Annotated in this window: 10 protein-coding genes; 6 read left to right on the plus strand and 4 right to left on the minus strand. The window is 62.2% G+C overall.

Going from position 1 to position 12,731, the window contains the following annotated elements:
• Positions 1–9: 9 nt before the first annotated feature.
• The 3 genes from JWS13_RS04905 to JWS13_RS04915 are packed head-to-tail and all read right to left on the minus strand — an operon-like array spanning position 10 to position 3,858.
• Complete coding sequence (locus tag JWS13_RS04905) at positions 10–1,173, minus strand: FAD-binding oxidoreductase (RefSeq protein ID WP_206004767.1); 1,164 nt, start codon at positions 1,171–1,173, stop codon at positions 10–12.
• A gap of 22 nt (positions 1,174–1,195) precedes the next feature.
• On the minus strand, positions 1,196–2,680 hold the full coding sequence (locus JWS13_RS04910) for an FAD-binding oxidoreductase (RefSeq protein ID WP_206004768.1): 1,485 nt from the start codon (positions 2,678–2,680) through the stop codon (positions 1,196–1,198).
• A complete protein-coding gene (locus JWS13_RS04915; protein ID WP_206004769.1) occupies positions 2,677–3,858 on the minus strand; it encodes a CaiB/BaiF CoA transferase family protein in 1,182 nt (393 codons plus the stop codon). Before JWS13_RS04915 ends, JWS13_RS04910 begins: the two co-directional genes overlap by 4 nt.
• A 58-nt stretch (positions 3,859–3,916) precedes the next feature.
• Here JWS13_RS04915 and JWS13_RS04920 point away from each other — a divergent pair, with 58 nt between their 5' ends.
• The 4 genes from JWS13_RS04920 to JWS13_RS04935 all read left to right on the plus strand — a co-directional run bounded on the left by JWS13_RS04920 (position 3,917) and on the right by JWS13_RS04935 (position 8,706).
• On the plus strand, positions 3,917–4,660 hold the full coding sequence (locus JWS13_RS04920) for a FadR/GntR family transcriptional regulator (RefSeq protein ID WP_241032093.1): 744 nt from the start codon (positions 3,917–3,919) through the stop codon (positions 4,658–4,660).
• Between the two features lie 258 nt (positions 4,661–4,918).
• Positions 4,919–6,247: an Nramp family divalent metal transporter gene (locus tag JWS13_RS04925; RefSeq protein WP_206004770.1), complete on the plus strand. Its 1,329-nt coding sequence runs from the start codon at positions 4,919–4,921 to the stop codon at positions 6,245–6,247.
• Positions 6,248–6,309: 62 nt separating this feature from the next.
• Complete coding sequence (locus JWS13_RS04930) at positions 6,310–7,932, plus strand: FAD-binding oxidoreductase (RefSeq protein WP_206004771.1); 1,623 nt, start codon at positions 6,310–6,312, stop codon at positions 7,930–7,932.
• 258 nt (positions 7,933–8,190) lie between these two features.
• Positions 8,191–8,706 (plus strand): gamma carbonic anhydrase family protein, encoded by a 516-nt coding sequence (locus tag JWS13_RS04935; protein ID WP_206004772.1) that lies wholly within the window; start codon positions 8,191–8,193, stop codon positions 8,704–8,706.
• Between the two features lie 724 nt (positions 8,707–9,430).
• On the opposite strand, the gene JWS13_RS45935 is transcribed toward JWS13_RS04935, so the two are convergent.
• Positions 9,431–10,084 (minus strand): TetR/AcrR family transcriptional regulator, encoded by a 654-nt coding sequence (locus JWS13_RS45935; protein WP_206004773.1) that lies wholly within the window; start codon positions 10,082–10,084, stop codon positions 9,431–9,433.
• A 68-nt stretch (positions 10,085–10,152) separates the two neighbouring features.
• Between JWS13_RS45935 and JWS13_RS04945 the strand changes: the two genes are divergently transcribed.
• Together JWS13_RS04945 and JWS13_RS04950 are read left to right on the plus strand one after the other, a co-directional pair.
• Positions 10,153–11,157 carry a sterol desaturase family protein gene (locus tag JWS13_RS04945; protein WP_206004774.1) on the plus strand — a complete coding sequence of 335 codons (1,005 nt, stop codon included), beginning with the start codon at positions 10,153–10,155 and terminating at the stop codon, positions 11,155–11,157.
• 214 nt (positions 11,158–11,371) lie between these two features.
• Positions 11,372–12,355: a DUF6670 family protein gene (locus JWS13_RS04950; protein ID WP_206004775.1), complete on the plus strand. Its 984-nt coding sequence runs from the start codon at positions 11,372–11,374 to the stop codon at positions 12,353–12,355.
• The last annotated feature ends 376 nt before the right edge of the window (positions 12,356–12,731 follow it).

Genomic DNA, 12,731 nt, shown 5'->3' on the forward strand with positions numbered 1-12,731 from the left:
TGAAAGCAATCAGAACCACGGATGGAATCGACCGGGGCCGAGCAGATCGCCGGGGTCGTAGGCCGCTTTGACAGCGCGCAAGGCTGCGACCGCCGACGGCGGTTCCCCCCACGCATCGATCAGATCGGTGAGACCTTCGGGCCGGTCACGCAGAGTTACGGTGCCATCATGGCTTTCGATGTCCTGGCGCCATTGGTCGACGGTCGCGGCGTGTGCCGAGAGGGTCGCGGCGTCGATCCTCAAGTCAACTCGCCCAGTGAGCAATCCTGCCCCGATAGTCGGCACTGCTCCGTGTTCGAGGCATGATCGCTCGGCTGCGTGAACAATTGATGACACGTCGGAGGGCCGGGCTAGCCCGTGCAGGGTGGTTGTGTCCTGGGCGCTGTGGCCGTTGCGACTGCTGACCGCTGCCTGCTGCGCCCAGGCCTGCGTAGCCTCGTCGTCGTCCAGGATGCTGGTACCCACGCCAGTGATGTGAGCGGCGGCGTCAAGACGTTCGTGTACGCCGGAGCGTGTGCCCTCGAAGCGGATCAGCAGTCTGCCGGAAATCCACTCGGCGGCCACGGGTTCTAGGGCTGTCTCGGCGATTGCCTCGGCGTAGGTGACCGCCTCGTCGATGCCGGTCTCGATACTTAGTGTTCCTGTCGCTGCCGGTATCGGGTGGAGGCGAAAGGTGAGGTCGGTGATCGCCGCCAGGGTGCCCAGCGAGCCCGAGACCAGCCGCGCCAGGTCGTAGCCGGCGACATTCTTGATGACGTGGCCGCCTGACCGTGCGATCTCACCGTCCGATAGGACCAGCGTGGCTCCGATCACCAGGTCGCGGGGACCGCCGAACGCTAACTGTGCCGGGCCTTGATCGGCGGTGGCGAGCATTCCGCCGACGGTGGCACCGCGATCGATGCGGGCTGCGTCGAGGGCCAGACGCTGGCCGTGATCGGCAACGACCGACTGCAGATCGGCGACCGCCATCCCCGCTTCGACCTGAATCGTCATATCACCGGGCTCGTAGCGAAGGACTGAGTCCAGCTTGTGTATCCGCAAGGTGGTGGATGCCCGGATATCGCCGCCCCAGTACTGCGCGGTGCCGGCGCCGACAATGTTGAGTGCACGGTGCTCCTGCGCGGCGTCGCGTAGGCACTCGGCAACCTCGCGGGCGTTGTCGGGTTCCCACACCGGCCGGGCAGCTTGCTGGGCCTTAGAAGCGTTCGATATCACCGCTGACCTCCAGAGCGTGGGGAACATAGACGCCCGGCTTTTCGCCACACAGCCGGGGTGTCGGCAGGAGCTTGCCCGGGTTACACAGCTCTTCGGGATCGAAAGCCCGGCGAAGCCGCCACATCGCAGCGAGATCCGATTCGGTAAACATCCGCGGCATCGAACACGCCTTATCCGTGCCGATTCCGTGCTCACCGGACAACGATCCACTCATCTCCACGCACAGTTCGGCGATCTCGCGCGAGAGTTCTTCGGCCTGCTCGAGTTGCCCTTCGGCCTCACTGTAGAGAACAAGCGGGTGCAAGTTTCCATCTCCGGCATGGAACACGTTGGCGACTCGAAGGCCCGATTCGGCGGCCTTCTCCCCGATTCGAGAGAGGATTTCACTGAGGCGGGTGCGCGGCACAACGCCGTCCTGAACAATGTAGTCCGGACTGATCCGTCCCACCGCCGCGAACGCGGCCTTGCGTCCCCGCCAGATCATGGCCCGCTCGGCGGAGTCTTTTGCGATGCGGATCTTCGTGGTGCCGGTGTCTCGGCAAATCTGTTCGACGGCCTCGAATTCTACCTTCGATTCCGCAGCGGGACCGTCGTTTTCGACGATCAGGGCGGCCGCTGTGTCCAGACTGTATCCGGCGCCGACCGCGGCCTCGGATGCTTCGATGGCAAGGGCGTCCATCATTTCGATGGCCGCGGGCACGATCCCCGCAGCGATGATGCGGGTAACGGCCTCGCTGGCAGCGGTAATGGAGGGGAAGTCCGCGCACAGTGTGTGGACCGTTGCCGGGTTGCGTACCAGCCGCACAACCACTTGGGTGACGATCCCCAGGGTGCCCTCTGATCCGACGAAGGCCGCCAACAGGTCGTAACCAGGCTGTTCACGATTGACTCCGCCCAAACGAACGACCGAGCCGTCGGCAAGGACGACTTCGAGTTCCAGCACGTGATGCACGGTGAAGCCGTATTTGAGACAGTGTGCGCCACCGGAGTTTTCGGCGACGTTGCCGCCGACGGTACACACTTGCTGACTGGACGGATCGGGGGCGAAATGGAGTCCGAACGGTGCGGCGGCCTTGGTGATGTCGATGTTGGTGACGCCCGGTTCGACAACGGCCCGCAGGTTGCGAGGGTCGATTTCCAAGATTGCCCGCATCCGCTGCAGGGAGATGACGATACCGTCGGATGTGGGCAGCGCCCCTCCGGAGAGTCCGGTTCCTGCGCCGCGCGCAACATAGGGCACACCGAACTCGCGGCAGGTGAGCACCGCTTGGCGGACCTCTTCGGTCGTGTCAGCCAACACAACCGCGCTGGGCGTTACCCGGAAGCCGGTCAGGCCGTCACATTCGTACGTGCGCAGCGCGGTCGGATCTACGATGACGGCACCAGGGCGCAGCCGACCGCACAAGGAATCGAGGAATGTGTCGTCGTCGCGCGCAGTGTCCGTGGTGGTCTCGGTCAGTGTCATCTCTGCGGAATCTCCTCCTGCGCTCTGGACCGATCGGGGAGCAGCGGCGGCGGGAGGTCGTATCGCACCGGCGTCACGGAAAGCCGCAGTGGACTGCTTACCTGAGGAACACTTCGATCGCCGGCACTGACCATCCGGTGCGGCTCGAGTCCGAGTTTCTCGGCAAACTCGAACGCCTCGGCGATGGAGTTGACCGGGCCGGCCGGCACCCCGGCTTGCCGCAGCCGGTTCAAGAGGTCCTCGACGCTGAGCGCGGTCGAGGCACCTTCCAGCAGCGTGATCAGGTCGTCACGGTGACTGACGCGCTCGGTGTTGGTGACAAATCGAGGGTCGCTGGCAAGCTCGACCACACCCAACGCGGCGCACAACTTGTGGAACTGCCGATCATTGCCGCAGGCCAACGCGATCTGACCATCGCGGGCGTGCAACGTCTGATACGGCGCGATCGAGGGATGCTGGTTACCCATTCTGCCCGGTGACATGCCGGAACCCAGGAAGGCTGTTGCCTGATTGGCCAAACTGGCGAGCAACGATTGCAGCATGGTGACATCGACGCGCTGGCCGACGCCCGTCGACTCACGGTGCCGCAACGCGGCCAGGACACCGACGGTGGCATGCAACGCGGCCAACACGTCGACGAGAGCGACGCCGACCTTGATCGGCCCGCTGTCCTCGGTTCCGGTTATGCTCATCAGTCCGCCGACCGCCTGTACCAGCAGGTCGTATCCGGCGAGGTCGCGCGCTGGCTCCGAATCGCCGAAGGCGGAAATGGAACAGTAGATTACTCGCGGATTGAGAGCCGAAACGTGTTCGTACCCTAGCCCCATTCGGTCAGCGACGCCCGGGCGGAAGTTTTCCACGACGATGTCAGCCGAGGCCGCGAGTTCCGCGGCGAGCGCCGCGTCGCCGGTGTCGTGCAGATCGAGAACCACAGAGCGCTTATTCCGGTTGGCGCTCCAGAAATACGTCGCCTCACCCTGAGCGAAGGGTGGCCCCCACGCCCGTGTGTCGTCACCGCCGTCGCGCTCCACTTTGATCACGTCGGCACCCAGATCGCCCAGCATCATCGTCAGGTACGGCCCGGCCAGGATGCGACTCAAGTCCAGCACCCGAATTCCTGCCAGGCTTCCCGCCTGCTCAGTGGTCCAGCTGATTCGATCCGAAGCAGATAGCGTCATTTGTTTACCCCTATTGGTAAGACCATCATGTCGGTCTTAACACGGTAAGCTTCGTAAGGTGTCGGTGCAAGAGGAATCCGGAGTCGGTGTCACGGGATGGACGAAGGTTCGACGCGCACGCGTCCACGAACTCGTCATCGAGCAGATCGAGGAACGTATCCGCCACGGTGGACTCCAGCGCGGCGATCGCCTTCCCAGCGAGCGGCAGCTCAGCCAGCTCCTCGGGGTCAGTAGGCCTTCGGTGCGCGAGGCTCTGCACTCGCTGGAAGCACTCGGCGTCATCGCCGAACGCGTTACCTCTGGTCCCGAGTCCGCCAAGGTGCTGGCCACTGAACCGTCAGACGCGCTCACCAGCATGCTTCGACTACACATCGGATTGAGCAACTTTTCGGAGATTGAGGTCGTTCAAACCCGCCTCATCGTCGAAGAGTGGGCGGTGCGCGAAGCCGCGACAATGGCAACGGCTTCCGAAGTCGACGATCTGGCTCGGACGCTCGATTCCATGGACGGGCGGGACGTCGACATCTTGCGGTTCAATGCACTCGACTCGGTCTTCCACACGGGCATTGCCCAGGCCAGCGGAAATCGTCTCATCGCGTACCTCACCGGAGCCCTCCGCGACACCGTCGAACGCCACAGACTTGCCGCGATGCGCGCGCTGGGGCCGTGGCCCTCGGTATCTGAGGGTCTGCAGGCCGAACATCGCCGAATCCTCGGCGCGATCGCCGACGGCGACGCCGACGCCGCCGCCGCTGCGCTCCGCGACCATCTGCGCCACACCTACCCCGAGGCGTCCGAGTAACCCCTGGCGGAAATTCCATGATACGGAATTTGTTTTTCTCTCTTCGAAATAGGGGCTTGCGCAAACGTGACTCGCGTCATACCGTCTTCTTAGCGCCACGATGGCCTGACCATCATTGCCGGACGGGCCTTCCGGGACGGAACTCGTCTCCGCCCGCGGCGTACCCGCGGCGCAATTCGCGGCGCACTGGCGGCGCATAGGCGGCGCACCGGCATCCCCAAGGGACATCCCCGGGGGACTACTTCGAGGAGACCTTCGATGCCAACGCAGTCGCGTATCACCCGAGACAAATCCCATACGCAGATGCCCACTCCGCCTCGCCGGTGGACCGACTACGCCAAGGGAATCGGTCCCGGATTGCTGGTTAGCATGGCCTGGATGGGCGCCGGCGATCTCGTCGACTCATCAGTCGCAGGGGCCAATTACGGCTACTCGCTGATGTGGGCGCTGGGTCTGGCCCTGTTGAGCCGGTTCTTTTTCACCAGCGCGATCGCGAAATACGGCCTATGCAATTCCGTGGGCGATGAGACCATCATCGAAGGGTTCGGCGCGGTATGGAAGAAACTGCCGCTGGTCATTGGGACGCTCGCACTGATCAGCGGTTTCATCTTGCAGACCTACATGGTCGCCATGGTCGGCAACGCCCTGCATCACCTCTTCCGCGGATTCGGGGGGTCCACATGGGGACCGTTCCTATGGAGCGTGTTCGCCGCCGCGATCGGATGGCTGGTCCTCACGCGGCCGAAGGCCTACTCCATTTTGGAGATCATCGCCCGAATCAAGGTATCCATCCTTGTCATTGTCTTCCTATACGCCGCCATCAAGTCCCAGCCGAAACCCGGCGATATCGTTCACGGGCTGGCCTTCTCAGCGCCTCCTGATACTGGAGCCTTCGCCACTTTGCTTGTGGCCGCCGCGATCATCGGTGCGGTGGGCGGCTCGGCCGGCAACCTCATGTATCCCGAGTTCATCCGTGACAAAGGCTGGAAGGGTCCGGAATTCCTGCGCATGCAGCGCATCGACCTGTTGAGCGGAGTTATCGCCGTGGTGGTGGTTAACCTCTCCATCTGGATCGTCGGGGCAGAGGTGCTGCGCCCTGCAGGGATTAAGATCGCCACCCTCGATGACCTGAGCCAGATGATGTCACTTGCACTCGGCCCGATCGGACCGTGGCTGCTGTGGCTCGGCCTGATGATGACCGCCTTCTGCTCGTGCACCACCTACGCACGCGGTTACACCAGAATCTTCTTCACCGGCATTCATCACGCGTTTCCCTCTCGCAAGAACGCCGACATCCCCACCGACCGCACCCTGGGATTCCGCGTCGTGCAACTCGGGCTTATGCTGTGCATACCGACCCTGTTCGCGTTACCCGTCTTTCCCGATGTCGTCGCCATGACAGTGGCCGGAAGCGCGACCGCCGGAATCCTCGCGCCCGTCATCATCGTCGGCACTCTCATCGTGACCAACGACAAACGTCGGATGCTGCCCGGATACGCCAACAAATGGTGGGAAAACGTCATCTTGCTCATCGTCGGCGGCATCGGCCTGTGGGCGGCCTACGGGTTGATAACCGGCTTGTTCTGAACCATCTATCAACGAATCACGAGCGCTCAATTGTGGCACTCATTATTGAGAAAGAGGTAGAAATGGCCGAGCAAAACCTGGACTTACGAACCAGAAAGTTCTGGGGTTGGGGATTCGCCGACACCGGCATCACGGACGCAGAGGTCGACACCCTGGGAACAATGATCAGGGATAAGTTCGGATTTCCCATCCACGATCTCGCGAAGGCGCCGACCATCGATGAGATCGAACTGCGGGATCCTCGTGTCACACCGCCCGACACTTTGGCCCACATCTGCAAGTCAGACACCTGGACGAGAGCAGAGCACACCCTGGGCAAGAATCTGGGCGACTTCGTTCGCGGTTTGGAACGCAAATTCGACAATCCCCCTGATTTCGTTGCCTTCCCCAGAAACGAGCGTGATGTCGTCTCGATCCTGGACTGGGCGCACGACAACGCCGTCGCCGTCATTCCCTACGGCGGTGGGTCCTCGGTGGCACAGGGCATTGAGCCCATCGTCACCGATGACTACCGGGGCGCAATCACCGTCGACCTTCGACACCTCAACCAGGTGCTGGAAATCGATCGAGAATCTCGTTCCGCCCGAATCCAGGGCGGTGTGCTGGGGCCGGACATGGAAAACCAGTTGCGCCCGCACGGATTGTCGATGCGCTTCTTCCTCCAGGCTTTCGAATTCTCTTCCCTGGGTGGCTGGATCGCGACCCGCGCAGCCGGCCACTTCGCGACCGGCGCCACACAGATCGATGACTCCGTACAGTCGATGCGAGTGGTGACCCCATCCGGGACGATGCAAACCCGGCGCCTGCCCTGTGACGGCGCCGGAGTGTCCGCCGATCGCATGTTCATCGGCTCGGAAGGCACACTCGGCATCATCACCGAAGCATGGATGCGGTTGCAGGACAAGCCTACGTTCAAGGTGGCAACCTCGGTGCCGTTCGACAACTTCACCAACGCCGTAAACGCAATTCGGGCACTTTCGCAATCAGGCCTTCAGCCCTCCAACTGCCGGCTCCTCGATCCCACCGAAAGCTTGCTGTCGGGAGCATCGAAGTCCGACTCGATCCTCGTCGTGGCGTTCGAGTCCGCCGATCACGAACTACATGCCTGGATGCAACGGGCCGCACAAATCTGTGCCGATCACGGCGGACGTGTCAGCAAGGAAGCGCTGCAGGGCGTTTCGTCACCAGATGCAGGGCATTCCGGTGCGGCTGGCCGGTGGCGCGACTTCTTCGTCCGCGGACCCTATTTCAAGGAGGGTTACACCCGGATGGGTGTCTTGAGGGAGACTTTCGAGACCGCGTGTACGTGGAGCGCGTTCCCTGAACTGCATGCTCGTGTCGTGGAAGAAACCACCAAGGCCGCCAAGCGTGAATGTGGTGACGGTGTGGTGGCGTGCCGGTTCACCCACGTCTATCCCGACGGGCCCGCGCCCTACTACACCGTGCTGGCCCCGGCCAAGCAGGGCGCCGAGGTCGAGCAATGGGCGGCGATCAAGGCCGCGGCATCAGAGGCCGTCCTCGCGGCGGGCGGGACAATTACCCATCACCACGCCGTCGGCCGTTTCCACCGTCCGTGGTACGACCAGCAGCGTCCCGAACTGTTCGCCTCAGCGCTTCAGTCGGTCAAGAAGACGGTCGACCCGAGTGGCATCATGAACCCCGGCGTGCTCGTCGACCCCCGATAGCGCCAACACCAAGTCCGCGCGTGGTCTCGTCCGGTCAAATCGCACCCTGGCCGGGCGGGACCACCACACATCACACTCCCGGAAATACCGAAGCAACTATCCCCGCATCTAGCTGTTCAGCACCACCGACTGCAGATGCGGTTTCCCTCAGGGATTGCGCTCGCAAAACTCGTCTCGACCCGCTGTGCGATGAAATGGCAGCCGGAAGCTAGCGGGTGCACCGCCTACTCAGTGTCGAAAACTCGAAGGATTCGATCGATGAAGATTGCGTTGGGCAACCACTGCCCGGATGTACATGCCACAAGCTGGATCGCCCCCAACGCGACGGTCATCGGCAAGGTGTGCCTCGGTAAATACGTCGGAATTTGGTACAACGCAGTCATTCGCGGTGACATGGAATTGATCACCATCGGTGATCAGACCAACATCCAGGACGGCTGCGTGTTGCATGCCGATCCAGGTATTCCGCTAACCGTCGGAAGCGGCGTATCACTGGGACACAATGCCATCCTGCACGGCTGTGAGATAGGAGATGACGTGCTTGTCGGCATGGGTGCCACGGTCCTCAACGGCGCCAAGATTGGGTCCGGCACATTGATCGCCGCGAACGCATTGGTCCTCCAAGACGCTGAGATCCCCCCGGGCTCCTTGGTGGCGGGCGTCCCTGGCAAGGTACGCCGCGAGATAACCGACGCCGAGCGTGACAGCATAAAACGCAACGCCGCAATGTATCTTGACGCGCTTCACATGCATTCCACAGGCCATGAAGTCTGAAGCATCAAAGCCGTAGCATGAAACCTACGCCCAGCGTGCGGAGTGAGCTGACAGCGACGACCTCGCGACTCCTGACGTAGCGCGGCATATGCTGCGTGGCTCTCGGTGGGGTGCTGCTGTAGCGCAGGGTCGAGGCCGGCTCCCGGTTGGACAGTGTGGGTGCCTTCGGCAGCCAGGCGTAGTGGGTGCGTCTGCCCAGTCTGAAGTGGCCCCGGTCGGGTGATTGGGGATGATGTCGCCGATGTCGGCCAGCGCGGGGCCTGGCGTTTAACCAAGCTTGTTGGTAGGCGAAGAAACCCTCGGCAGAAAATGCCTCGATCCGCTTGCATTCGTCGCCGTCAGGCGGCCCGCAGCCGCCACCTGCGTCACTTCGTCGTCGCGGCCAGCGCGGTTGCGGCCGCGCCCGCAGTGGGGGTCTGACGATGGCGAGCCCTGAACGCCACTCCCGCGATCGTTATTCAGGCGCTCGACCATAGCGACGCTCGACTGTATGGACCCTCGACAATCGGCTTGAGGTCGACGGACCGGTGGAATTCCGCACCTCGAAAGACTCGACCTACCGCTACCGCCCTCTCGGCGCTCACCAAGGTCACATCGAGCAGCCGCCGACTGGCAGATCCTAGTCGCTGTGATCGCTCCGTCCGAGAGAGCGATCACCCATGCCGCGCACGCTCACACCTACCTGCACAGGAGTTACCAGCCGGTCCGGATACAAATCACACCGCTACGAGTGTGGTGTCGGCCGCCGCGGTTGAAGACCCGGCGCAAGCCCTGCGAATAGTCGTGCACAACGTTGGGTCATCTGTTCGGGTGACTCTTCGGGATGCGATATCGACCAGGTAACCAGAGAATTGAAGACACTTGACCAGACCGCAACCATAGCGGCTCGGTCAAGCGGATCGTCATTACCGGAGAGCTCCATCAATTCACCCACCCCGTCTTCGGCAAGTAAAGTGATCCGACGGGTATAGCGGGCAATCGCCTCGTCGATCTCAGGAGTTCCAGGCACGGTCGGATCGAAGAATAGCTGCCAGAGCCAGGGCCTCGACTCAAGCACCGTGAAAACACCCTCAAGAGTGACAACAGCTCGTTGCAGTCCCACAGCGCCGCTCGCTGCGGTCCGCTCCATATCGGCGGCCAGCAAACTACCCGCATGCACCAGGCACGCGCTGAACAACCCTTCCTTCGATCCGAAATAGTTGTAAATCAACGCCTTGGAGATTCCGGCGGCTTTCGCGATGTCGTCGACGGACGTGCCAATGAATCCACCCTCGCCGAACGACCGGCAAGCCTCCTCGACGATTTGCGCTTCACGATAGGCGCGAGCGACACCCTTGGTGCCAGCGTTGGAACGGTTGGATGGCGGTGCCGGGCTCATGGATTCAGTCTAGCCAACGATATGTATCGGTGGTAATTTACCCACGAGTCATATCACGGGAGGCTGTCATGCACGAGCTGTTCGACCCCTTGGGGAACCCCCTTGTCTACGCGATTCCGTTCTTCGTATTGACGATGCTGATCGAGCTCGCCGCGCTCAAGTGGCTCGACCACGACGACGAGCTGACCGGCTATTCGGTGAAGGATTCACGCACCAGCTTGCTGATGTTCGCCGGTTCAACGGTCACCCTGACCGTGTTCAAGCTGGGCTCGTTCGTCATCTTCAACCTGGTCTTCGTGTATCTCGCGCCCGTGCAACTCGATACCGGGGCGTGGTGGTACTGGCCGGCGATGCTGCTCGCGCTCGATTTCGCGTACTACTGGCAGCACCGGTTCGTTCACCGAGTGAACGTAGGATGGGCCGCCCATCAGGCGCACCATTCGAGCGAATACATGAACTTCGGCACGGCACTGCGGCAGAAGTGGAACCCGTGGTTCGAGTTCTTCTTCTGGCTTCCTTTGCCTCTGTTGGGTTTTGCGCCCTGGACACTGTACGTGGCCTTCAGTGTGAATCTCGTCTACCAGTTCTTCGTGCACACCGAGATGATCGGCAAGCTCCCGCGTCCGATCGAGTTCATCTTCAACACACCCTCACACCACCGGGTCCACCATGGCTCCGACCAGGAGTACCTCGATCGCAACTACGCCGGCATGCTGATCATCTGGGACCGGATGTTCGGCACGTTCATCGAGGAACGGCAGCGACCCACCTACGGACTGACCAAGCAGGTAGACACGTACAACGTGCTCACGTTGGAATACCGCGCGTTCGCCGACATCCTGCGCAACGTGCGATCGAGCACCCGATTCCGCGACCGGCTCGGCTACGTATTCGGCCCACCGGGCTGGGAACCGGCCAGCAACCTCACCACCACACCCCCCACCCTCGAGTGCAATCTCTCGGCGGAGCCCACGACTGACGCGACCGTGGGAGATTCCTCCCGAGACTCGGTTGGGTCTGGACTCCACGCCGTTCCAGTGGGTGACTCTGATCGACGTCCGATCCCGGGCTGAGGCAGTTCGGTTCGCCATCCTTCCAAGAAATGAACAGTCACCCGCAGCGGGGACGCAACAACCGAGCCGCAGCTGCTGGGTACCGCGGCTGTAGTGCGCCGCACAATCGCAAAGGTTCCACATCCTCGTCGCCCCCCGACCATGACGCAGTGACCGCGCCCCACGACAGAGCGTGGGGTCGACGGTCCCGACCCGCGAGCTCCCATAGGAAGCCATGACCGCCATCCTCGGCAGTATCAACCGCAGAATTAATTCGCGCCCCTTCGACGCCATGACCACCCCGATCCACACCCCTCGCGGCCGCTATGGACTGGTCCACTACGGCGTTATCGTGCCAGGACTCCCCGACCCGCTGCGGTTCTTCAACGCAATTCTCATCCTCGGCGACGCTCGCATTCCGGTGTTTGACAACCGCGGGTATACGACGACCACACCGGCGGACTCGGCATGGTTACTGCTGGGCTCAGCCGCGATCACGGACGGTTTCCATCTGTACAGCGCCGCGGACGACGGCGACCTGGCCGCTGATGGCAGCCACTTGCGCTTGGGGGGCGTCACTCTCGAAAGGAGCACTGACTGCGTGAAGTTGGCGGTGAATCGGCCCGACGTGGAGATCGAGCTGGTGCTCGAGCCGACCTCGGCGGTGTCCCAATTTGCACGCCGGAGTGGACTCTATGACCACTGGAGTGTGCTGTGCGATTATCGCGGCGGCTTTACCACAGGCGGCGAGCAAATCGAAGTTTCCGGACTGTGCACCTACGAGTACGCACGTGCCGTCAATCTTCCTATGCCGGTGCGCTTCTTCACTTACCATGTGCTCAACATCGATGCGAACGTACAGGTACTGCTGGCCGAACAGCGGGGACCTCAAGGTCTGCCGCTCCAACGTTCCGTTTATGTCCGCAATCGCGACGGCACCAGTGAGGAGCTCACAAACAAGTTCCGGTTTGACGTCCTCGAGCATGCTGAGCCGGCGGTACTAACCCCTGACGGGAGGAGGATGCAACTGCCACGGCGGTTCAGCTGGGCGGTGCGAGACCAATCGGGACGGGACGTAGTCACGATTGAGGGAATCAGCAACGACGACTTCGTCTACGGCCTCGGCGCAGGCTACGTCGGCAGTTACCAATACTCCGGCACATACCGAGGCAGGGCCATCTCCGGGACCGGCTACGTCGAGTGGATCGATCGACGCTGACCGCGATGGGCAGTCCGCCGCATAGCAATTGTCGATGTAGATCGGATTCGTTGCGCTCAAAGCGTTGTGAGCTGGTTGGCGATGAAGGTGCCAACTGTTCTGCGGCGACGAAAGTCTACCCACAACGCAACTGAAGAACCTCAAACTCCCCGGTGTGGGCCATGCCGCGCGACGAGAGCGCACGATCCTCCCCGCGCAGATCCGTCCGGATTAAATCCTCGAAACTGACGACCTTGTTACCTTTGGCGCAATTCTTCGTTCGACGCAATCGGACGGCGATGCATCCTGTGGGAACCCGCTTTTGGTCGCCTTCGATCACACCTCCCCTACCGCGGAGAAGACATGCGGTAGCCGGAAATTCCGTGCTACCCATGTC

The organism is Rhodococcus pseudokoreensis, from assembly GCF_017068395.1.
In the GTDB taxonomy this organism is placed as follows: domain Bacteria; phylum Actinomycetota; class Actinomycetes; order Mycobacteriales; family Mycobacteriaceae; genus Rhodococcus_F; species Rhodococcus_F pseudokoreensis.

What these genes read in the sequence shown, in the direction of transcription:
- JWS13_RS45935 (WP_206004773.1), bottom strand. Translation starts at nt 10,084, where the DNA reads ATGAGCCCGGCACCGCCATCCAACCGTTCCAACGCTGGCACCAAGGGT.
- JWS13_RS04950 (WP_206004775.1), top strand. Translation starts at nt 11,372, where the DNA reads ATGACCGCCATCCTCGGCAGTATCAACCGCAGAATTAATTCGCGCCCC.
- JWS13_RS04915 (WP_206004769.1), bottom strand. Translation starts at nt 3,858, where the DNA reads ATGACGCTATCTGCTTCGGATCGAATCAGCTGGACCACTGAGCAGGCG.
- JWS13_RS04945 (WP_206004774.1), top strand. Translation starts at nt 10,153, where the DNA reads ATGCACGAGCTGTTCGACCCCTTGGGGAACCCCCTTGTCTACGCGATT.
- JWS13_RS04910 (WP_206004768.1), bottom strand. Translation starts at nt 2,680, where the DNA reads ATGACACTGACCGAGACCACCACGGACACTGCGCGCGACGACGACACA.
- JWS13_RS04935 (WP_206004772.1), top strand. Translation starts at nt 8,191, where the DNA reads ATGAAGATTGCGTTGGGCAACCACTGCCCGGATGTACATGCCACAAGC.
- JWS13_RS04930 (WP_206004771.1), top strand. Translation starts at nt 6,310, where the DNA reads ATGGCCGAGCAAAACCTGGACTTACGAACCAGAAAGTTCTGGGGTTGG.
- JWS13_RS04925 (WP_206004770.1), top strand. Translation starts at nt 4,919, where the DNA reads ATGCCAACGCAGTCGCGTATCACCCGAGACAAATCCCATACGCAGATG.